The organism is Streptomyces sp. NPDC048506, from assembly GCF_040651315.1.
Classification (GTDB): Bacteria; Actinomycetota; Actinomycetes; order Streptomycetales; family Streptomycetaceae; genus Streptomyces.
Window position 1 is genome coordinate 1 of sequence record NZ_JBEZIX010000002.1, and the last position, 21723, is coordinate 21723.

Annotated in this window: 16 protein-coding genes; 9 read left to right on the top strand and 7 right to left on the bottom strand. The window is 70.8% G+C overall.

Annotation, left to right across the window (positions count from 1 at the left end):
* Positions 1 to 122: 122 nt before the first annotated feature.
* On the bottom strand, positions 123 to 1886 hold the full coding sequence (aspS, locus tag AB0C96_RS01410; RefSeq protein ID WP_362912458.1) for an aspartate--tRNA ligase: 1764 nt from the start codon (positions 1884 to 1886) through the stop codon (positions 123 to 125).
* A 281-nt stretch (positions 1887 to 2167) separates the two neighbouring features.
* Here aspS and AB0C96_RS01415 point away from each other — a divergent pair, with 281 nt between their 5' ends.
* Positions 2168 to 4336 (top strand): SpoIIE family protein phosphatase, encoded by a 2169-nt coding sequence (locus AB0C96_RS01415; RefSeq protein ID WP_362912460.1) that lies wholly within the window; start codon positions 2168 to 2170, stop codon positions 4334 to 4336.
* Here the strand turns inward: AB0C96_RS01415 and AB0C96_RS01420 are convergent.
* The 3 genes from AB0C96_RS01420 to AB0C96_RS01430 form a co-directional block, all read right to left on the bottom strand.
* A complete protein-coding gene (locus tag AB0C96_RS01420) occupies positions 4258 to 5412 on the bottom strand; it encodes an AI-2E family transporter (RefSeq protein WP_362912462.1) in 1155 nt (384 codons plus the stop codon). The two genes, AB0C96_RS01415 and AB0C96_RS01420, sit on opposite strands and share 79 nt — an antisense overlap.
* A 109-nt stretch (positions 5413 to 5521) precedes the next feature.
* A complete protein-coding gene (locus AB0C96_RS01425) occupies positions 5522 to 6475 on the bottom strand; it encodes a pirin family protein (protein ID WP_362912464.1) in 954 nt (317 codons plus the stop codon).
* A 343-nt stretch (positions 6476 to 6818) separates the two neighbouring features.
* Positions 6819 to 7295 (bottom strand): SseB family protein, encoded by a 477-nt coding sequence (locus AB0C96_RS01430; RefSeq protein ID WP_043265151.1) that lies wholly within the window; start codon positions 7293 to 7295, stop codon positions 6819 to 6821.
* 166 nt (positions 7296 to 7461) lie between these two features.
* On the opposite strand from AB0C96_RS01430, the gene AB0C96_RS01435 reads away from it, so the two are divergent.
* The 7 genes from AB0C96_RS01435 to AB0C96_RS01465 all read left to right on the top strand — a co-directional run bounded on the left by AB0C96_RS01435 (position 7462) and on the right by AB0C96_RS01465 (position 17200).
* Entirely contained in the window at positions 7462 to 9288 is a 1827-nt protein-coding gene (locus tag AB0C96_RS01435) for an acyl-CoA dehydrogenase (RefSeq protein ID WP_362912466.1), read from the top strand.
* Positions 9289 to 9593: 305 nt separating this feature from the next.
* The gene (locus tag AB0C96_RS01440; protein WP_362912467.1) at positions 9594 to 10937 is read left to right on the top strand and encodes a M18 family aminopeptidase; all 1344 of its coding nucleotides are present in this window, start codon (positions 9594 to 9596) and stop codon (positions 10935 to 10937) included.
* A gap of 1 nt (position 10938) precedes the next feature.
* Entirely contained in the window at positions 10939 to 13005 is a 2067-nt protein-coding gene (locus AB0C96_RS01445) for a BTAD domain-containing putative transcriptional regulator (protein WP_362912469.1), read from the top strand.
* A gap of 109 nt (positions 13006 to 13114) precedes the next feature.
* Positions 13115 to 13918 carry a DUF4232 domain-containing protein gene (locus AB0C96_RS01450; protein ID WP_362912471.1) on the top strand — a complete coding sequence of 268 codons (804 nt, stop codon included), beginning with the start codon at positions 13115 to 13117 and terminating at the stop codon, positions 13916 to 13918.
* A gap of 299 nt (positions 13919 to 14217) precedes the next feature.
* Positions 14218 to 15216, top strand: coding sequence for a hypothetical protein (locus tag AB0C96_RS01455; protein WP_362912473.1), 999 nt, complete (start codon positions 14218 to 14220; stop codon positions 15214 to 15216).
* Between the two features lie 269 nt (positions 15217 to 15485).
* Positions 15486 to 16391 carry a helix-turn-helix transcriptional regulator gene (locus tag AB0C96_RS01460; protein WP_362912475.1) on the top strand — a complete coding sequence of 302 codons (906 nt, stop codon included), beginning with the start codon at positions 15486 to 15488 and terminating at the stop codon, positions 16389 to 16391.
* 161 nt (positions 16392 to 16552) lie between these two features.
* Positions 16553 to 17200 (top strand): DUF4232 domain-containing protein, encoded by a 648-nt coding sequence (locus tag AB0C96_RS01465; protein ID WP_362912476.1) that lies wholly within the window; start codon positions 16553 to 16555, stop codon positions 17198 to 17200.
* Positions 17201 to 17276: 76 nt separating this feature from the next.
* On the opposite strand, the gene AB0C96_RS01470 is transcribed toward AB0C96_RS01465, so the two are convergent.
* The 3 genes from AB0C96_RS01470 to AB0C96_RS01480 all read right to left on the bottom strand — a co-directional run bounded on the left by AB0C96_RS01470 (position 17277) and on the right by AB0C96_RS01480 (position 21155).
* Positions 17277 to 19121, bottom strand: a complete 1845-nt coding sequence (locus AB0C96_RS01470) for an NHL domain-containing thioredoxin family protein (RefSeq protein ID WP_362912478.1) — start codon at positions 19119 to 19121, stop codon at positions 17277 to 17279.
* A 246-nt stretch (positions 19122 to 19367) separates the two neighbouring features.
* Complete coding sequence (locus tag AB0C96_RS01475) at positions 19368 to 20924, bottom strand: recombinase family protein (RefSeq protein ID WP_362912480.1); 1557 nt, start codon at positions 20922 to 20924, stop codon at positions 19368 to 19370.
* A 33-nt stretch (positions 20925 to 20957) separates the two neighbouring features.
* Entirely contained in the window at positions 20958 to 21155 is a 198-nt protein-coding gene (locus AB0C96_RS01480) for a hypothetical protein (RefSeq protein WP_362912924.1), read from the bottom strand.
* Between AB0C96_RS01480 and AB0C96_RS01485 the strand changes: the two genes are divergently transcribed.
* Complete coding sequence (locus AB0C96_RS01485; RefSeq protein ID WP_362912482.1) at positions 21154 to 21684, top strand: LURP-one-related family protein; 531 nt, start codon at positions 21154 to 21156, stop codon at positions 21682 to 21684. The genes AB0C96_RS01480 and AB0C96_RS01485 overlap by 2 nt on opposite strands.
* The last annotated feature ends 39 nt before the right edge of the window (positions 21685 to 21723 follow it).

Sequence of the window (21723 nt, forward strand, 5' to 3'; positions counted from 1 at the left end):
GGGGGGGGGCCGCCCCCCCGCGGGGGGGGGGGGGGGGGGGGCCCCCGGGGGGGGGGGGTTGGTGACCTCCAACCCTTTCCCCCCACCCCCCACCGCCCCCCGGTCGAGAGCTCCGCCGGTGCTTACTTCACCTGCGGCTTGCGGATGTTGAGGTGGAGCTCCTTGAGCCGGGCCTCTTCCAGCTCCGTGGGCGCACCCATCATCAGGTCCTGCGCATTGCCGTTCAGCGGGAAGGCGATGGTCTCGCGGATGTTGGGCTCGTCCGCGAGCAGCATGACGATGCGGTCGACGCCGGGGGCGATACCACCGTGCGGCGGGGCGCCGAAGCGGAAGGCGCGCAGCATGCCCGCGAACTGCTGCTCAACGGTCTCGCGGTCGTAGCCGGCGATCTCGAAGGCCTTGATCATGATGTCCGGCTCGTGGTTCCGGATCGCACCGGAGGACAGCTCGACGCCGTTGCAGACGATGTCGTACTGCCAGCCCAGGATGTCCAGCGGGTCCTTCTCCTCCAGGTCCTGCATACCGCCCTGCGGCATGGAGAAGGGGTTGTGGGAGAAGTCGATCTTGCCGGTCTCCTCGTCCCGCTCGTACATCGGGAAGTCGACGATCCAGCAGAAGCGGAAGACGTTCTCCTCGAAGTGGCCGGCCCGCTTGGCGGCCTCGACGCGCACCGCGCCCATGATCTTCGAGACCTCGTCGAACTCGCCCGCGCCGAAGAAGACGGCGTGGCCGGCCTCCAGGCCGAGGCGCTCGGTGAGGACCTTGACGTTCTCCTCGGTGAGGAACTTGGCGATCGGGCCGCTGAGCGAGCCGTCCTCGCCGACCCGCACCCAGGCCAGGCCCTTGGCGCCGTGCTGGACCGCGTAGTCGCCGAGCTGGTCGAAGAACTTGCGCGGCTGGTCCTGCACGGCCGGTACCGGCAGCGCACGGACGTGCTTGCCCGCGAAGGCCTTGAACTCCGAGCCCTCGAAGACATCGGTGATGTCGACCAGTTCCAGCTGGGCGCGCAGGTCCGGCTTGTCGGAGCCGTACTTCAGCATCGCCTCGCGGAACGGGATGCGCAGGAACGGCGAGGTGACGTGGCGACCGCCGCCGAACTCCTCGAAGAGCTCGGTCATCAGCTTCTCGACCGGCTGGAAGACGTCCTCCTGCTCGACGAAGGACATCTCGATGTCGAGCTGGTAGAACTCGCCCGGCGAGCGGTCCGCGCGGGCGTCCTCGTCACGGAAGCACGGGGCGATCTGGAAGTAGCGGTCGAAGCCCGAGATCATCAGCAGCTGCTTGAACTGCTGCGGGGCCTGCGGCAGCGCGTAGAACTTGCCCGGGTGGAGGCGGGACGGCACGACGAAGTCGCGGGCGCCCTCCGGGGACGTGGCGCTGAGGATCGGCGTCGCCATCTCGTTGAAGCCGAGCGCCGTCATCTTCTGCCGGATGGACGCGATGACCGCCGAGCGCAGCATGATGTTGCGGTGCATGCGCTCGCGGCGCAGGTCGAGGAAGCGGTACTCCAGGCGCTTCTCCTCGTTGACGCCGTCGTCGGCGTTGATCGTGAAGGGGATCTGCTGGGCCGCGCCCAGGACCTCGACCTCGGTGGCCTCGATCTCGATCTCGCCGGTGGGCAGCTCCGGGTTGACGTTCTCGGCGCCGCGCGAGACGACCTTGCCGTCGACACGGACGACGGTCTCCTTCGTCAGCTTGTCCAGCACCTCGGCGGCCGGGGTGCCGGGGCGGGCGACGAGCTGCGTGATGCCGTAGTGGTCGCGCAGATCGATGAAGAGGATGCCGCCCAGGTCACGTCGATTGTGCAGCCAGCCGCTGAGGCGGACGTCCGTGCCGACGTCCGCGGCTCGGAGCTCGCCGCAGTTATGGGACCGGTACCGGTGCATCGCTCATCCAAGTCGTCGCGAGTGTCGAGGTGAGGAGTTGTCGGGAAGCGGAGGGAAGGAATCGGAGCTCGGGCGCGGACGCCCGGTCGCTCCCCTCGTGGATCACCCGAAAGGCCACCCCAGGATTGACATAACCGCTCCAGGTTACCGTCCCGACCCCCACGACTTCGTTGACATATACGCATCAGTGCTTCCGCGGCCGGCAACAAGGGGCCCGACTGGGACGATGCTCACGCTCCGCTCGCTGGTCGGCCCCCGTCAAACACACCTAAAGTGATGCAATGCGCACCGAGGACCTCCTGGCCGCCATCGCGACCGGCCTGTGGCGCTGGGACAACGCATCAGGGCGGATCGCCCTCGACGCCGAGGCGGCCCGGCTGCTCGGGCTCCCGGCCGAGCCGGTGGAGCTGACCGAGGCGGCCGTACGCTCCCGTTTTCATCCCGTCGACTTCGCGGAGATCATCGGGATCGTGCAGCTCGCGGTCGCCGAGGAGACGCTGGCCGAGGCCCGGCTGCGCATCGTGGACGAGCGCGGGCGGGTGCAGCGCATCGTCCGCACCCGTTCCCGGCCCCGGATCGTCAACGGCGACTTCGAACTCATCGGCACCCTCCAGGAGGTCCCCGAGCCCCAGCCCGGCATCTCCGCCGCGCACACCCCGATAACGGGGGACTGGCGCCGCTCCCGCGAGGCGTTCCTGCTGGACGCGGGCCGGGCGCTGGCCGAGGCGCGGTCCACGGCCGAGGTGCTGCGGGTGGCGGCGGGGCTGTCCATGCCGGGCTTCATGCCGGACGGTCTGGCGGTCTTCGGGATCGAGGGCGACCGGATCTCGGTGATCGGCCACCACGGCCACCGCCCCGGCGACGAGAAGCCCTTCATCGACATGCCGCTGGAGACCGACTACCCGGCCGCAGAGGTCATCCGCACCGGCCGGGCGATCTACCTGCCCATGCCCGAGCACTACAGCCGCCGCTACCCCACCACCTGGCCGCTGGCCGCCCGCTTCGGCCGTACGTCCTGGGCGTTCCTGCCGCTGGTCAACGCGGGCCGGACGATCGGGGCCTGGATGGCGGGGTTCGCCCAGCCGGTCGCCTTCACCCCCGACGAACGCTCGGTGCTGACCACCGTCGCCCGGATGCTGGCCCAGGCGCTGGCCCGGGCCGGTGTGCAGGAGGAGCAGCAGGAGCTGGCGCTGGGGCTTCAGCGCAGCATGATGCCGACGGTGCAGCCGGACATCCTGGGGATGTCGGTCGCGGCACGCTACGTCCCGACCGGCGGGGGGCTGGAGGTCGGCGGTGACTGGTACGACATGATCCCGCTGCCGTCCGGCCGGATCGCGCTGGTCATCGGGGACGTCCAGGGCCATGACGTACGGGCCGCGGGCCTGATGGGACAGCTGCGGATCGCGTTGCGCGCCTACGCCTCCGAGGGGCACCACCCCGACGCGGTGCTCTCCCGCGCCTCCCGCTTCCTGGCCGGGATCAACGAGACCGAACTCCGCGGGCACGGCGAGGACCAGCGCTTCGCGACCTGCCTGTACATCGAGGTGGACCCGGCGACCGGGCTGCTGGACATCGCGCGGGCCGGCCATCCCGACCCGGCGATCCGGCTGACCGACGGCACGATGCTGGTCCGGCCCACCGCGGGCGGGCTGCCGCTCGGCATCGTCCCGGACACCGACTACCCCACCACCCGGATCGTCCTGGAACCCGGCGAGACGATGCTGGTGTGCACCGACGGGCTGATCGAGACCGGCGGCCACGACCTGGAGACCGGCTGGGCCCGACTGCGGGACATCATCGAGGCGCATGACGTCCGCGAGGGTGACGGGGACCTGGAGCGGCTCGCCGACGCCCTGGTCCAGGCGGTGCACGGGCCGCCCTCGCACCACACCACCGGGCCGCTGGTGGACCGCCGCGAGGACGACATCGCCGTCCTGCTGCTGAGCCGCGACGCCGCCGGCTGCGGGGTGGCCGGCGGCCTGCTGGCCCGGCAGGCCGTGCGGCGCACCGTGCTCGCCGTCGCACAGGCCGAACCGCAGCGGATAGCCGAGGCGCGCGGGCAGATCCGCGATGTGCTGCACGACTGGGCCGACCCGGACCAGGTCGACTCGGCGGTGCTGATGGTCTCCGAGATGGTCACCAATGTGCTGATGCACACCGACGGCGACGCCCTGCTCGTCGCCGAGATCTCCGGTGCGCACGGCGCCCGGCGGATCCGCGTCGACGTCTCGGACAGCAGCGACGAGCTCCCGCACCGCCGCAGCCCCGGCGAGCTGGCGTCCTCGGGGCGCGGCCTGGTGCTGCTGGAACTGCTCGCCGGGGCATGGGGGGTGGACCCGCAGGGGGACGGTAAGTCCACGTGGTTCGAGCTCTACGAGGACGCGGGGGAGGCACCCGCCCCGGTGTCGCCGGTATCCGGTCCGGAGGCGGAGTCCGAGCCCGCGGCGTAGTGCTTGCGCAGCTCGTGCAGTACACCGGTGGCGGCCGCGGTCAGCGGGACGGACAGCAGCATGCCGAGGATTCCGCCGACGCTGGCGCCCGCGGTGATCGCCAGCATCACGGTCGCCGGGTGCATCTGGACCGTGCGGCTCTGGATCATCGGCTGCAACACGTGGCCCTCCAGCACCTGCACCGCGACCACGACGCCGAGCGCCCAGAGCGCGATCACGAAGCCGCGGTCCGCGAACGCCACCAGGATGGCCACCGCGCCCGAGATGAACGCCCCGAGGTAGGGGATATAGGCCCCGACGAAGACCAGCGCGCCCAGCCCCACCGCGCCCGGGACCTGGAGGACCAGCAGTCCGACGGTGATGCAGAGGGCGTCGATCAGCGCGATGAAGGTGGTGCCGCGCATAAAGCCCTCGATGGACTGGAAGCCGCGACGGGCCATCCGTTCCAGCTGGGGTGCGGAGTTGCCGGGCGCCCAGTCGTGCAGGGCGCGTACGGCCTTGCCGGAGTCGCGCAGGAAGAAGAAGGTCAGCAGCAGGGCGAGCACCGAGGCGGCGATGAACTGGCCGACGATGCTGACCCCGGCCAGCACTCCGGAGGCCGCGGTACCGCCGAACTTGGAGACCAGGTTCTTGGCGTTGGACGCGAGGTCGTTCAGCGAGGTGCCGGCCGTGCCGAAGTGCTGGGAGAGGCCGTGGGCGGCCTCCTTGAGCGAGGCGATGATCTGGTCACCGGTGTCGACCAGAGCGCTGACGACGATGTATCCGGCGCCACCCACCACCAGCACGAGGACGGCACAGGTCAGCCCGGCGGCCAGCGAACGGTTGAGCTTCATCGCCACCAGCCGCCGGTAGAGCGGTCCGAGCAGGGCGCTGCCGAGCAGGGCCAGCAGCACGGGGGTGACCGCCGCTCCCAGGAAGACGCACAGCCACACCGCGACCGCCAGCACGGCCGTGACCAGCAGTATCACCACACACCAGGCCGCGGCCCGGCGGGCCTCGACCGGCAGCAACGGCTTGTCGGCCGGCGGCCGTTCACCACCGGCGCCGCGGTGGCCCTGATCGGAGTCGTTTCGCACCCCGACAGTCCACCACGGCGAGTGGTCGGGGTGCCCGGAAGGGGCCGGGGCGGTGTTTCACGTGAAACACCGCCCCTTTGCCTACGAGGAGCGCCGATCCGACGCGGCGTCAGCGCTCGTCGGCCGGGATCGTTCCGAGCCGTCCGGCCTGGAAGTCCTCGAAGGCCTGGGCCAGTTCGGCATGGGTGTTCATCACGAACGGGCCGTAGTGCATCATCGGCTCGCGGATCGGACGGCCGCCCAGCAGCACCACCTCGAAGTTCGGGCTGCGCGACTCCTGGGACTCGTCCGCCCGGATCGTGATCGAGTCTCCGGTCCCGAAGACGACCGCCTGCCCCATACGGAACGGGCGGCCCTCCGCGCCGGCCGAGCCGCGTCCGGCCAGAGCGTAGGCGAGGGCGTTGAAGTCCTGGCGCCAGGGCAGGGTCAGCTCGGCGCCCGGGTTCACGGTCACATGCATCATCGTGATCGGGGTGTGGGTGATGCCCGGTCCACGGTGGCCGTCGAGGTCACCGGCGATCAGGCGCACCAGCGCACCGCCGTCGCCCGAGGTCAGCAGCTTGACCTGGCCGCCGCCGATGTCCTGGTAGCGGGGGGCCATCATCTTGTCGCTCTTCGGCAGGTTCACCCACAGCTGGAGGCCGTGGAAGAGACCGCCGGACATCACCAGCGACTCCGGCGGCGCCTCGATGTGGAGCAGGCCGGAGCCGGCCGTCATCCACTGGGTGTCGCCGTCGTTGATGACACCGCCGCCCCCGTGCGAGTCGCGGTGCACGAACGTGCCGTCGATCAGGTACGTGACGGTCTCGAAGCCGCGGTGCGGGTGCCAGGGCGTGCCCTTGGGCTCGCCGGGCGCGTACTCCACCTCTCCCATCTGGTCCATCATGATGAAGGGGTCGAGGTGCTTGTAGTCGATGCCGGCGAACGCCCGGCGCACCGGGAAGCCCTCGCCCTCGAAACCGCTCGGAGCGGTGGCGACGGCCAGCACGGGACGGGCGTGCGCCGTGGCGGGAGCCGCCACACGTGGCAGGGTCAGCGGGTTCTCTACGGTCACAGCGGGCATCACGGCCTCCTCGGTCGTCGCGCATTCAACTTAGTTGAATGCTGAACAATCCACAAGGCGCTCGGCATTCCCTGACGCATTCCTCCCAGGCCAGGAGGCTCACATGGGTTGGGGTACACGCCGGCGCGGCGACTCCGCACCCGACCCGCCAAGGCTCCTGCGCCGGATCAAGCGGACCGCCGAGTCGACGCCCGCCCGAGCCCCCGGTCACCCCGCTGCGTTCGACGGCCGGAACCCGGGGTATCCAACGGGCGTGATCACACTCGCCACCAGGCGAAACACCGCCCACGTGCGCCACAGGCCGACCGCGCCCAGAGCGGGGTCGACCTGCCGTACGCGTCGGTCAGCCGTACATCCGGCGCATCGCGAAGTCCACCATCTGCTCCACGGCCTTGGCATCGAAGACCATCCGGTGGTCGCCCTCCATGTCGAGGACGAAGCCGTAGCCGGTCGGCAGCAGGTCGAGCACCTCGGCGCCGGTGATCACGAAGTACTTGGACTCCTTGCCCGCGTACCGCCGCAGCTCCTTGAGGGAGGTGAACATCGGGATCACCGGCTGCTGGGTGTTGTGCAGCGCCAGGAAGCCGGGGTTGTCACCGCGCGGGCAGTAGACCTTTGAGGTGGAGAAGATGCCCTGGAAGTCCTCGGCCGACATCGAGCCGGTGGTGAAGGCGCGCACCGCGTCGGCGAGCGAGGGCGGGGACGGCTCGGGATACAGCGGCTGCTCGCCGTAGCCGCCGGGGGCCGGTTGCTGCGGCGGGGGCGGCGGCGCGCCGTACTGCTGCTGCCCGGCACCCGCGTTCTGGTCGTAGCCGTACATGTGCCACAGCGTACTGAGTCGGCGATTCGCCGGGGGACGCTCGTCACAGATGGGCGGAAGGGGTTGATTCTTATTACCCGCGGGTAGCATCATTTAACTACTAGCCGGTATTGCGTCTGAGGTCCCTGCCTTGGGTCCTCTCCCGAACCCCTACGGAGCCGTACCCATGGGCCACTACAAGTCGAATCTCCGCGACATCGAGTTCAACCTCTTCGAGGTGCTGGGCCGCGACACCGTGTACGGCACCGGACCGTTCGCGGAGATGGACGTCGACACCGCCAAGAGCATCCTGTCCGAGATCACCCGGCTGTCCGAGAACGAGCTGGCGGAGTCCTTCGCGGACACCGACCGCAACCCTCCGGTCTTCGACCCGGACACCAACACCGCGCCGATTCCGGACAGCTTCAAGAAGAGCTACCAGGCCTACATGGACGCCGAGTGGTGGCGTCTGGGCATCCCGGAGGAGATCGGCGGCACCACGGCCCCGCGCTCCCTCCTGTGGGGCTTCGCCGAGACCATCCTGGGCGCCAACCCGGCGGTCTGGATGTACGCCTCCGGCCCCGCCTTCGCCGGCGTCCTCTTCGAGGAGGGCACCGAGGAGCAGCACCGCATAGCTCAGCTGATGGTGGACAAGCAGTGGGGCTCCACGATGGTGCTGACCGAGCCGGACGCCGGTTCGGACGTCGGCGCCGGTCGCACGAAGGCCACCCAGCAGGAGGACGGCTCCTGGCACATCGAGGGCGTGAAGCGCTTCATCACCTCCGGTGAGCACGACATGTCCGAGAACATCGTGCACTTCGTCCTCGCCCGCCCCGAGGGTGCCGGTCCGGGCACCAAGGGCCTGTCGCTGTTCGTCGTGCCGAAGTACGACTTCGACTGGGAGACCGGCGAGCTGGGCGAGCGCAACGGCGCCTACGCCACGAACGTCGAGCACAAGATGGGCCTGAAGGCCTCCAACACCTGCGAGATGACCTTCGGCGCCAACCACCCGGCCAAGGGCTGGCTGCTGGGCGAGAAGCACGACGGCATCCGCCAGATGTTCAAGATCATCGAGTTCGCCCGGATGATGGTCGGCACGAAGGCCATCGCCACCCTCTCCACGGGCTACCTCAACGCGCTGGAGTACGCCAAGGAGCGCGTGCAGGGCCCGGACCTGGCGGCCTTCACCGACAAGACCGCGCCGCGCGTCACCATCACCCACCACCCCGACGTGCGCCGCTCGCTGATGACGCAGAAGGCGTACGCCGAGGGCATGCGCGCCCTGGTGCTCTACACCGCCACGGTCCAGGACGAGATCCTCATCAAGGAGGCCGCGGGCGAGGACGCCGGCGCCGCGCACCGTCTGAACGACCTGCTGCTGCCGATCGTCAAGGGCTACGGCTCGGAGAAGTCCTACGAGCAGCTGGCGCAGTCGCTCCAGACCTTCGGCGGCTCCGGCTACCTCCAGGAGTACCCGATCGAGCAGTACATCCGGGACGCCAAGATCGACACCCTCTACGAGGGCACCACCGCGATCCAGGGCCAGGACTACTTCTTCCGGAAGATCGTCCGCGACCAGGGCCAGGCGCTCACCGTGCTGTCCGACGAGATCAAGAAGTTCCTCGCCGACAGCACCGGCGGCGAGGAGCTGGCGCAGGCCCGCGGCGAGCTGGCCAAGGCCGCCGCCGACCTGGAGGCGATCGTCGGCGCCATGCTGACCGACCTCGCGGCCACCGAGCAGGACGTGAAGTCCATCTACAAGGTGGGCCTGAACACCACCCGCCTGCTGCTGGCCTCCGGCGACGTCGTCATCGGCTACCTGCTGCTCAAGGGCGCGGCGGTGGCCGCCGAGAAGCTGGCCAACGCCTCGGCGAAGGACAAGGCGTTCTACACCGGCAAGATCGCCGCGGCGAAGTTCTTCGCGCACAACGTCCTGCCGGGCGTCGCCGTCCAGCGTGGACTGGCGGAGTCCGTCGACCAGTCGCTGATGGAGCTCGACGAGGCCGCGTTCTAAGACCACCGGACCGCGCGCCCGGGGCAGGGTCCGCTGCCCCGGACGCGCGGCGTTCTTAGAGGTCTCTCAGAATGACCGTCCACACTTGCGACGCCCGCCTCCCTTCCCCCGGGGAGGCGGGCTTCGTCATGCCCGATCGAGGCCCCGGTTCACGGCCCATACGGGAGGCGCCTGTTCGCCGACGACCGGAATCCTTCACTCCAGTTCAGTTTTCCGTCTGGAATGCAGAAATCGTGGCCGGAAGGGAGCGCAGTCACCGCGCACGCGCACGGGGAATGCGGGGTCCGGCTCCTTATGCTGAATCCATGACCAACTCCGCCCGCTTCGATCGCGGCCACACCGACGACCTGATGTCCTTCCTCGCCGCCAGTCCGTCGCCCTACCACGCGGTCGCCAATGCTGCGGAGCGGCTGGAGAAAGCCGGCTTCCGACAGGTCGCGGAGGTCGACGCCTGGGACGGCGAGAGCGGCGGCAAGTACGTGCTGCGCGGCGGCGCCATCATCGCCTGGTACGTGCCCGAGGGCGCGGGCGCCGCGACTCCGTTCCGAATTGTCGGGGCTCATACCGACTCTCCCAATCTGCGCGTCAAGCCGATCCCGGACACCGGCACCCGTGGTTGGCGGCAGATCGCCGTGGAGATCTACGGCGGCACCCTGCTCAACACCTGGCTCGACCGGGACCTGGGGCTGAGCGGCCGAGTGACGCTGCGGGGTTCGGCATCCGGAGACTCGGAGAAGAGCCGCGGCGGAGCGGAGCGAAGCAGTACCCACCGGCTGGTCAACGTGGACCGGGCGCTGCTGCGGGTGCCACAACTCGCCGTACACCTCGACCGCGCGGTGAACTCCGAAGGCCTCAAGCTCGACAAACAGCGCCATATGACGCCGATCTGGGGCCTGGGCGAGGTGGCCGAGGGCGATCTGATCGCGTTCGTCGCCGAGGAGATCGGCGTCCCGGCCGCGGACATCAAGGGCTGGGACCTGATGGTGCACAGCATCGAGCCGCCCTCCTACCTGGGCCGTGACCGCGAGCTGGTGGCCGGTCCACGGATGGACAACTTGCTGTCCGTGCACGCCGGTACGGCCGCGCTCACCGCCGCGGCGGCCGCCGGCAGCCGGCTGAACCACATCCCGGTGCTGGCCGCCTTCGACCACGAGGAGAACGGCAGCCAGTCCGACACCGGTGCGGACGGCCCGCTGCTCGGCACGGTGCTGGAGCGCTCGGTCTTCGCGCGCGGCGGCTCGTATGAGGACCGCGCCCGGGCCTTCGCCGGCACCATCTGTCTGTCGTCCGACACCGGGCACGCGGTGCACCCCAACTACAGCGAGCGGCACGACCCGGGGCACCACCCGATGCCCAACGGCGGGCCGATCCTCAAGGTGAACGTCAATCAGCGCTATGCCACGGACGGCAGCGGCCGAGCGGTCTTCGCGGAGGCCTGCGAACGCGCCGGGGTGCCGTGGCAGAGCTTCGTCTCCAACAACTCGATGCCGTGCGGCACCACGATCGGGCCGATCACCGCGGCCCGGCACGGCATCGCGACGGTCGACATCGGCGTGGCGATCCTGTCCATGCACTCGGCGCGCGAACTGTGCGGCGCCGAGGACCCCTACCTGCTGGCGAATGCCCTGACGGCCTTCCTGGAGGGCTGAGTTGGAATTCTCGCTGCTCGGCCCGATCGCCGTGACGACCGGCTCCGGAGAGCTGTCGCTCGGGCCCGCCAAACGGCGCAGTGTGCTGGCGCTGCTGTTGTTGCAGCCCAACACCACCGTTCCACTGGAGCAGTTGATCGACTCGCTGTGGGAGGACGAACCGCCCGAACACGCCCGCACGGTCGTCCAGGGGCATGTCTCACGGCTGCGCGCCACCCTCGCCGAGGGCGGCGCCCAGGCGTACGGCATCGAACTCACCACGCACGGATCGGCCTATCTGCTACGGCTCCCGGAGGAGCTGATCGACGCCCACCGGTTCGGTGAACTGGTGGCGCTGGCGCGCCCCGAGGCGGCGCCGGCCGATGCGGTGCCGCTGCTCCGGGAGGCGCTGGGGCTGTGGCGCGGGCCCGCGCTGACCGGCACGGTCACCAGTCCGCCGTTCGCCGCCGCGGCGCATGCGCTGGAGGAGCGCCGGCTGACGGCCGTGGAGGCGCTGGGACGGGCGCACGGCGCACTCGGCGAGCATGAGCATGCCGCCGCCGTCCTCTACTCCGCGGCCGTCAACCACCCGTTGCGGGAGGGGCTGATCGCCGGGCTGATGCGGGCGCTGTTCCGTACCGGGAGGCAGTCCGACGCGCTGGAGTGGTTCCACCGCACCCGGCGGCTGCTCAACGAGGAGCTGGGCGTCGATCCCGGTGAGCGGCTGCGCGGTGCGTACGAGGAGATCCTCCGGGCGGAGGCGGCCCACGGGGGCCGGCAGGCGGCCCGGCCCGCACGGGGCACGCAGGGGCTGCCGGCCGACGGTCCCGCAGGGGCACCGTCGTTTCACGTGAAACACGCCGGTGGGCAGCCGCCCGTCCAGGGCAGCACCGCCGCAGGCGCACCGGGTGGCACGTCCTCCGTGGCGCCTCCGTCCGCGGGTTCGCCGCACGATGCCCGGCACGGGTCGGGGTCAGGGGCCGGCTCCGGGACCGGTACCGGTCGGGCCGGTGCGGCGCCGCGGCTGTTGCCCAGACCGCCGGCGCGGTTCCTCGGCCGTGAGGACCAACTCGGTGCGCTGACCCGTGCCTTGACGGACCGAGCGTCCGGCGAGAGCCCGCTCGCGGTGGTCGTGGGACCCGCCGGCGTGGGCAAGACCGCCTGTGCCGTCCAGTGGGCGCATCTGCACGCCGGAGCCTTCCCGGACGGTCAGCTCTTCGCCGATCTGCGCGGCTTCGGCGAAGGGGACGAGGCACAGCCGGCCGAGATCCTGCGGGACTTCCTGCTGGCGCTCGGCACCCCGCCGGAGCGGGTGCCGGGCTCGGCGCAGGCCGCCTCGGCGCTGTTCCGTTCACTGGTCGCCGAGCGCCGCCTGCTGGTGGTCCTCGACAATGCCCGGAGTTCGGCGCAGGTACGGCCGCTGCTGCCGGGCGGTCCGCACTGCGCCACGGTCGTCACCAGCCGCAGCCGGCTGGACGGTCTGGTCGCCACCGACTGTGCCCGGCCGGTCGGCCTCCATGCGCTCGGCCACGAGGAGGGCGCGGCGCTGCTCGGCGCCATGCTCGGCCCCGAGCGGGTGGCCGAGGACCCGGCCGCGGCCCGCGAGTTGGTGGACCTCTGCGACGGGCTGCCGCTGGCGCTGCGGGCCGCCGCCGCCCAGCTGACCGCCCGGCCGCGCTGGCGGCTGGCCCGGCTGGCCGCGGCGCTGCGCGACGAACGGCGGCGGCTGGCACTGCTGTCGGCGGAGGACACCGGGATGGCGGCGGCGCTGCGGATGTCCGTCGCACGGCTGTCGGCGGACGACGCACGGCTCCTCAGCGCCCTGGCGAGAAGTGCGGACGGGCACCTCAACGCCTCGGTGGCGGCGGCGCTGGCCGGATACGACCCGGAGCGCACCCAGGACGGTCTGGACCGGCTGGCGGAGATGCACCTGGTGGACGAAGAGGCCACCGATGTCTACACGATCAGCACGCTGACCCAGCTCTTCGCGCGGGACGAGCGCGGGGAGAGCCGCGGCCGCGGCGGGGGCGGTGCACGCGGTGCGCAGGATCGGAGCGGTGCCGATGACGAACCGGAGGGGCGCGGCTGAGCAACGGAGGCACAGCGCAGGACGTTAGGCGCACGTTAGTGGGACGGCAGCGGCGGGCGGCAGTCTGAGGACATACGCAGGATCGACCACCGACCGGGGGAGACCGGAGATGCCGCGCAGCCAGGCCCACACCAGCACCGTACGTACGTCCCGGGGCCTCCGGCGCCGCACGGTGCGGATCGCCGCGGCCGGGCTGACCGCCGTGGCCGCGCTCACCCTCACCGCATGCGGCGGCCAGGACAACCCGCTGCGGACCAGCGCGGCCAAGCCGTACCACCCGGCGCCGCGGCCCGCCGAGGAGCCGGCCGCGGAGCCCGCCGCGGAGCCCGCCGACGGCGCCCCGGCCAGGGGCGGTGCCGCGGGGCTGGGTGGCCCCCGGCCCGACGGCGGCAGCGCGGAGCGGACGTCCGCCACGGACGGCGGCTCCGGCGCCCGGGCCGGCGCGGGTTCCGGAACGCAGCGTGCGGGCCAGAGTGACTCCGTCCGGCACCGCGCATGCGATGCCGCCAGGATCCGTATCGTCGCCCAGCCGCTGAAGGAGCCGGTCAACCATCTGCTGCTGGTGGCCACCAACACCTCCGGTGCCACCTGTGACCTCTACGACGCGCCGAATCTGCGGTTCGACGCGGCGCAGTCCCCGCTCGCGGTGCTGCCGGACAGCAGGCCGCAGGCGGTGGTCACCCTCGCGCCCGGGGAGTCCGGGTACGCCGGCGTGCTGACCTCGTCCGCGGACGGCTCCGGCCGCCATGGCCACCGGGCGACCTCCCTGTCCGTCAGCCTCCCGGGCCGCGACGGCAAGGGAAGCATCGGCGGTTCGGCGCGGGTACCGCTGCCCGGTGGCTCGGTGTACCTCGACGACAGCGCATGGGTGACGTACTGGCAGTCGGATGTGCGCGATGCGACGACGTGGTGAGCCGGCCGACTGAGCCGGAATCCCCCTGAAGCAGGGCGCCCGCACCCCCGCGCGGGCGCCCTTTCGCATGCCCGTTGTCCCGTCATGTCTCACGCAACGGCCCCGCATATCCCGTGCCGTTGATGTCTTCGCAGGTCACACCCGCGTTTCGGGCCGACGCGTCTCATGGGACGCGCTTCCTCCGAGGGGCCTGTGCACCCCGCTCCACGATGGTCCCGTCGCCGCGGCCAGACCACCCGGTGGCCATCCACCGGCCCGCGGCCACCTGGCCGACCGGCCGTCTACGGAGGGGAATCGGCATGTACGAGCACAGCAGCACGCACCCGGCGGACCCCACAACCCCCGCGGACCACCCGGCCGCCCCGGACGGCAACGCGCTGACCCGGCAGTCCCCGTTCCGCAGGACCGTGCTGCGCCGGGTGCTGCCCGCGGTGGCCGCGGCCGGGATCGGCGTCGCCGGGTTCGCCGGGTTCGCCCACGGCAGTGAGGGCGGCCGGGCTGCTGCCGCCACCGCGCTCTCCCGCGACACCGCACCCGGCTCCGCCCTCACCGCTCGTGCCGCCTCCGTACGGCAGGCGGCGGCCGCCGACTTCCCCACCTGGGGCACCCGTTGGGTGGTGCACGCCTCCGCGGACGTCAACTCGCCGGCCGTCGGCCTGATCAACAAGTCGGCGGCGGGACAGGACCGGATCACCGCCGACTACCAGGTCGACACCGGCCACCAGGTGTGCGAGGGCAGCGCCTGCTCGACGTTCATGGCGCACCTCACCGGCCCGGTCACCGGCTTCCTCACCGTGGTCGCGGTGGACATCCCGCAGGACCGGCTGCCGGGCGTACCGGTCCACGGCGGCGGACAGCCGCAGCCTGGCGGCTCCCGTCAGGAGATGCTCGACCGCGCCGCCACCTGGCTGACCGCCGACAACGGTTCCCAGGTCCCGTACAGCCAGGCCAAGGTCTGGAAGGACGGCTACCGCCAGGACTGCTCCGGGTATGCATCGATGGCGCTGGGGCTGCCGACGCCCGGCACCAACACCGTGGGCCTGGCCACCGACCGCAGCATCACCCGACCCGTCTCGCTGGGCGAACTCAAGCCCGGCGACCTGCTGATAGACGCGGCCGGCGACAACAACAACCGGCATGTCGTGATCTTCGAGAAGTGGAACAACGACGCGCACTCCTCGTACACCGCCTACGAGCAGCGCGGGGGCCACGGCACCGACCACCGGACACTGACCTACGGCCTGCCCGGCGGCGACGCCGAGTTCAAGCCCTACCGCCCCGTGAAGTTCGGGGACTGATCCGGTCCGGGACCGCTCCGGTCCGGGACCGCTCCGGTTCAGGGTCGCTCCGGTCCGAGCCTGCTCCGGCCCGGGGTCGGGCCTCCCCATCCGACCCGGCCGGGCGTGGGACCCACCGGAGGACATCGCGTCGTTTCACGTGAAACCTCTGTGGTTTTCCGTGAAACGTCACCAACCGATCCGAGTCCGATGCGGATCGTGTAACGAGGGGCACTTCCGTCACAGGGGAGCGGAAGTGCCCCTCGCGCGCGCATGCCCGCTGTGCTGGAATGCCAGACGTGCCTGGCAATCCGAACCACGCCACCAATCCCCGTCGCAAGCCACTGGCCCCTCTCCCCGTCGAACTCTCCGGTCCGGTACGGGACTTCGCCTCCGCCCTCCGTCGTATGCACGGCGAACTCGGCTACAGCCTCAAGGAGTTGGAGGGCCGACTGCCCGCCAGCCGCTCCTCCCTCTCGCGCTATCTCCGCGGCCAGGGCCTGCCCGATGAACGGCTGCTGGTGCAGTGGTGCAAGCTCTCGTTCACCGGCGAGGACCGGCTGCCCGCCCTCGTCGAGCTGCTGCACCGGGCCAACGAGGCGGCGGACGCCGGAGAGCGGGGCGGTGCGCCGCCGGAGGGCGATGGCGCCGCCGGCTCCGGAAGGCCGGCCGCCGACGGCGCGGACACCGAAGGGGACGCGTTACCGGCCGGCCGGCGCCGACTCCGCCTGGTGCTCGCAGCGCTGGCCACGGCCGCCGTGCTCGCCGGTGCCGCGCTGGCGGTTCCGGCGCTGACCAGCACGGACGGCGGGGCCGACGACGGCGCAGGGGCGACGGCCGTCGCCGGGGCCCAGGGCTCCCCGACCACGTCGCGGGGCACCGGATCCGCCCGGATCACCGTGCACAACGTCGAACGGGACTGCCAGCACCCGCGCACCCAGTACTGTGCGCTCTCGCTGGCCCGCGACCCGTACCGGCCGTACCGGCGCGCCAACGTCGTGGACCATGTCTGGCACGGCGATGTGCTGCACGCGGTGTGCCGGATCGCCGACGGGGTAACGGTCACCGACGAGGTGGGCGGGCACAGCAGCATCTGGTTCCGGATCGAGCAGGGCGGCAAGCAGATGTGGGTCCCTGGAATCCGCATCCGCCCGGAACAGGTTGAAAACACCGCATTGCCCAGTTGCCCCGATTGACCGAAGCCCGATCCGTCCGCCCCTACCGACCTGACCTGCAACGACTCACCGGCCACGGAAGGCCCGACGAACCCGCCCTGGCGCGTCGGACCGCAGTCGATATCGTGGCCGTGCCATGACAGACACACCTCGCTGATCGCAGCGACCCACTGGGGGAACCCATGACCGCACGCCGCTCCCGCCGCTCCGCCGTCTACGCCGCACTGGCTCTCGGCCTGGCCGGCTCGCTCGCGCTGACCGGCTGCAACAGCCACTCCTCGAAGTCGAAGAAGTCCTCCTCCTCGTCGTCCAAGACCAAGAAGCGCAGGATCATCGGTGGCGGTGCGGCCGCGGCGGGTGCGGGTGCGGGAGCGGCCTCGCGCAGGGTGACCGACTGCCGCCCCAGCAGCTACAAGGTCACGTTCTCCCAGCAGACCGGCCCCCAGAGCCATGTGACCGTGAAGTTCAAGAACACCACCAGCAGCGCCTGCCGGGTGTACAACGCCCCGCTGCTGCGCTTCAACAACGCCAAGGACCCGCTGCCGCTGTTCCAGGGCAAGCCCAGCGAGCTGGCCGGCACCCGCAACACCGTGCCCGCCAACGGCTACGTCTACGCGGTCATCCCGACCAACACCGCGGCCACCAAGGGCACCGAGCAGAAGTCGGTGACCGTCGACTTCATGGGCCTCTCGGCGAGCTCCCGCACCTACGGGCCGGCCGTCGTCGACTTCGCCGAGAAGCGGCTGCACATCTCCGTCGGCAAGAGCAAGGTCACCGACTGGTTCACCAGCGTCCACGGGGCCGAGGTGGCGGCCGGCGTCGGGAAGTAACCCACCGCCCCGCCGACCGCCGCCCATCCGGCTCGGCCCGGGCCCGGGCCCGGCATCGGGCCCGGGCGACCGTCGGCTACGCGGCGTCCAGCCCCGCCAGGACTAGCCCCAGCCGGGCCACCCCACCGTCGACGACCTGCACCGGAACGCCCCAGTCCTGCTGGTGGACATGGCAGGCGGGGTACTCGATGTCGGGGGCGTCGTCGCAGGACGCGGCCATCGCCGAGACGTGCAGCACGCCCTCCGTCACACCGTCCGCGAGCACCAGGTCACGTGCGAGGTCCGTACCCGCACCCGCGCCCTCGGCGAGCAGCTCCGGCGGCGTCGCGCTGACCAGCAGCCGCGTCGAAGGGCCGTAACGGGTGTCCAGCTTCTGGCCCGCGGGGGGCTGGAAGACCACGTCCAGCCGCAGCGCGCCCGGAGCCACCTCGGTGGCGGCGCGCTGGGTGCGGTGCGCCACCGACTCGACGCGGACCGCCTCCTCGGGGAGCCGCAGCCGGGTCAGCCGGTGCCGGGCCGACTCCACCACCACGATGTCGTCGTCGACGAGGACCGCGGCGGACGGCTCGCGCAGATCCGTCGCCAGCGTCGTGACCTGGCCGGTCGCGGGGTCGAAGCGGCGCAGCGCGTGGTTGTAGGTGTCCGTGATCGCGACCGAGCCGTCGGGCAGTGCGGTGACGCCCAGCGGGTGCTGAAGCAGCGCCTGGTCCGCGGTGCCGTCGCGGTGTCCGAAGTCGAAGAGACCGGTGCCGACGGCCGTCCGGACGACATATCCGTCCCCGTCTGCGGCGCGTTCCACCCAGCGGACCGCGCTGGTCTCCGAGTCCGCGATCCACAGCCGGTCGCCGGCCGCCGCCAGCCCGGAGGGCTGGGCGAACCAGGCCTCGGCGGCCGGGCCGTCCACCAGGCCCTCATTGGTCGTACCGGCCGCGACCTCGACCGTTCCGGTGGCCGGGTCGTACGTCCACAGCTGGTGCACCCCGGCCATCGCGATCCACAGCCGGTCCTGCCACCAGGCGACATCCCACGGCGAGGAGAGCGCCACCTCCCGGGCCGGTCCGGAGGTCGGTGAGCCCTGCCACCACTGCTTGCCGGTGCCGGCCACCGTCTCCAGCGCGCCGGTCTCCGGGTCGAGGACGCGGATGGTGTGGTTGACGGTGTCCGCGACGGCCACCGTGCCGTCGGGCAGCAGCGCCAGGCCCTGCGGCTCGTTGAACGAGTCCGGCGTCAGCGCGCGCTCGCCGCTGCCGATGCGGCGCAGCACCCGCTCACCGTCCGCCGCCAGCTCCACCAGCTGGTGCCGGGTGGTGTCCGAGACGAGGAAGCTGCCGCCGGGCAGCCGCACCGCCTTGCCGGGGAAGCGCAGATCGGTGGCGACCGGCTCCGGCGGTACGTAGGGACCGTCACCGCGCCGCAAGGTGCCCTTCGCGGTGTGCTCGGTCTCCAGCTCCTCGACGAGCGATGCGAGGGCGTGCGCATGGCCCTCGCCGGCGTGCTGGGCCACCACGTACCCCTCGGGGTCGATGACCACCAGCGTCGGCCAGGCCCGGACCGCGTACTGCTTCCACGTGGCGAGCTCCGGATCGTCCAGGACCGGGTGCTCGACGCCGTACCGCTCGACGGCGTCCACGACCGCTTGGTGGTCGGCCTCGTGCACGAACTTCGGGGAGTGCACGCCGATGATCACGAGGGTGTCGCGGTGCCGCTCCTCCAGCTCCCGCAGTTCGTCCAGGACGTGCAGACAGTTCACACAGCAGAACGTCCAGAAATCCAAGATCAATGTGCGACCTCGGAAGTCGGCGAGCTTCAGATCCTTCCCGCCGGCGTTGATCCATCCTCCCTTGCCGATCAGTTCGGGGGCACGGACACGAACACGGCGGGGCGCAGGCGCGGGGGTGGGCGCCGGGACGGCATCGTTCATGGTTCAAGGGTGCCATTGGCCCATGCACACCGGATCAAGGGCTTACGGCGCGAGTGACCTCCCTGGGGGGAACGAGCCACTCCCTACCTCCGCCCTCGGGAAAAAGGAACGCCATGGCCCGCTTTCGACGCTCGCCCGGCGAGTCGGCGGGATCCTCGTAGTCGCCGATAACATCGCGCAGGATGCCGACGCGGCCTGCCGCGTCCTCTACCCGGTGACCGTCACGGGACTTCGACCGTCATTCCATCACTTCGTCACCTGCTGACTCCGCGCAGCGCCGTCCCTCGTCGCCCAGACGATCCGGCAGCGCTCGTCACCATCGAACCTCACGCCCACCCTCCCTCGCCGGACTTCCACTCGATCGATCGCGAGGCAAAGGCGTTCGCGTCTTCCGGCCGCATCATCGGCTTCCCAAGCGTCACGTAGAAGTGCCGCATCCAGGAGCGGCGAGATGTCAACGGAAGGGGTCGGCATCCGCATGAGATCTGCGCGCAACCCTTCGATCCGGGTACGAAGTCGCCCGGCGAGCCGGTTGTACCGGTCGATAGCGTCCGAGCCGGCGAACTCCCCCCGGACGTACCGGGCCTCCTCCAGGTCCGCCAAGCGGGCCTCCTCGTCCGCGATCTCCGCCTCGATGGCATCCCGTTTCGCGAACACCTCCGGGTCCTCCCTCTGCACCCAGCGATCAGCAATCACGGCGAGCAGCGGGTCCTGAGGCTCCAGGGACGGCAGGCGTGACAGGAACGCCCAGGTCACGTAATCGTCGATGCTCTCCACCCGGGCCGAGACGCCGGAGCATCCTCGCCCCATCCGGTGGCTGGAGCACTGGTACGACGTGCCGGCCTTGCTCATCCGGGCGCCGCAGAGCCCACAGCGCGCTATGCCAGTGAGAAGCGACTTACCCTGCTTGTGGCCGTGCCGCTTCCCCGCCAGAGGGAACGTGCGCGCTTCGAGCTGGCGAAGGATGAGCTCGCGCTCCCCGACCGTGATGATCCCCTCGCCGATGCTCACGGTTTCGAGGGTCCCCGGGTCCCGGTAGGGAGAGACGCGGTTCATGTACTTGCGCGTCCCATCCGCCTGCTCCTCGTACTCGGTCTGCGGCATGAGACCAGCGAAGGCCGGTGAGCGAAGGAGTTGCATGACGCTCGACGAGTTCCATTCGCCTCCGCGGGCCGACTCCACCCCGTGCTCGTTCAGCAGCCGGGCAATGTGGACGAGCGCCTTCCCGGACAGCGCTTCGTCGGCGATCAGGCGGGCGTAGACGGCGGAATCGGGGTCGTGGACGAGCTTCTTCGTCTCCGGGTCCACGAGGAGTCCGTAAGGCGGCTGCCCGCCGATCCACTGCCCCCGCTGGCGCAGGTATCGCTTGGCGCTGCCGACGCGCATCCCGAGGTTGCGTGACTCGTTGCGCGCGAGTTCCGCCAGCATCGCGATGGTGACCCGGGCGCTGTCGTTCTTGGTGTCGAGGCCGTCCATGACGGAGACCAGCCGTCCGCCCACCCGGCCTATGTCGTCCAGTGCCTTGCCGACCTCGCCGATGCCCTTGCGGGACAGACGGTCGAGCTTCCAGACGATCAGAACGCCCACGACGCCGGCTGTGATGGCTGTGATCGCTGCGTCGAACCCCTTGCGGCTGACGTTCTTGTAGCCGGAACGTCCACGGTCGATGTGAACCTTGCGGACGGTCAGTCCGTTGCGCTCCGCCCACGCCCGGCAGTCGGCTTCCTGGCGGTCGATCGCGGTCTTGCCCTCCCGGTCCAGGGACAGACGTAAGTACAGGTCAGCGGTCGTGTGTTGGTGCACATCCCCACGCTAACGGGGAGTTCCCACATTGGTTTACGAAATCCAGAAATCCAGAACGACGATGCGTCCTCGCAGGTCGGAGAGGGTGAGGTCGTTGTCGCCGGTGTTCAGCCAACCGCCCTTGCCGATCAGCTCGGGGGCCCGGACGCGCGCACGTGAAGCCATGTGGACATTCAACGTCACTCCGGTGCCTGCGCATTCCGCAGGGGCACCGGGGAACAGGTCAGCCATGCGGCAATCCCCCGGGGCACGGCCCCCGCACTCCCGGAAGTTCCTCGTCCGCGACCGGATCTTCGGCATCGGTGACGACTACTGGATCGAGGACGAGTACGGACACCACGCCTTCCTGGTGGACGGGAAGGCGCTCCGGCTGCGGGAGACCTTCGAACTGAAGGACCCCGAGCGGCGGGTGCTGATCACCATTCGCAAGAAGATGCTGGCCCTGCGCGACACGATGACGATCGAGCGGGACGACGCACCGCTGGCCACCATCAAGCGCAAGCGGCTCTCGCTGCTGCGCAACCACTACCGGGTGGCGCTGGCCGACGGCTCGGAACTGGACGTCAGCGGCAAGATCCTGGACCGCGAGTTCGCCGTCGAGTACGAGGGCGAACTGCTCGCCGAGATCTCCCGGCGCTGGCTGACCGTGCGCGACACCTATGCGGTCAATGTCGTGCGGGACGACGCGGATCCGGCGCTGTTGATCGCCATCGCGGTGTGCGTCATCCGGCTGGCGGAGCGGGAGCACGGAGTGGGCTGAGCAGCGGGCCCCACGAGGTGGGTCGCAGCCCTCTACGGC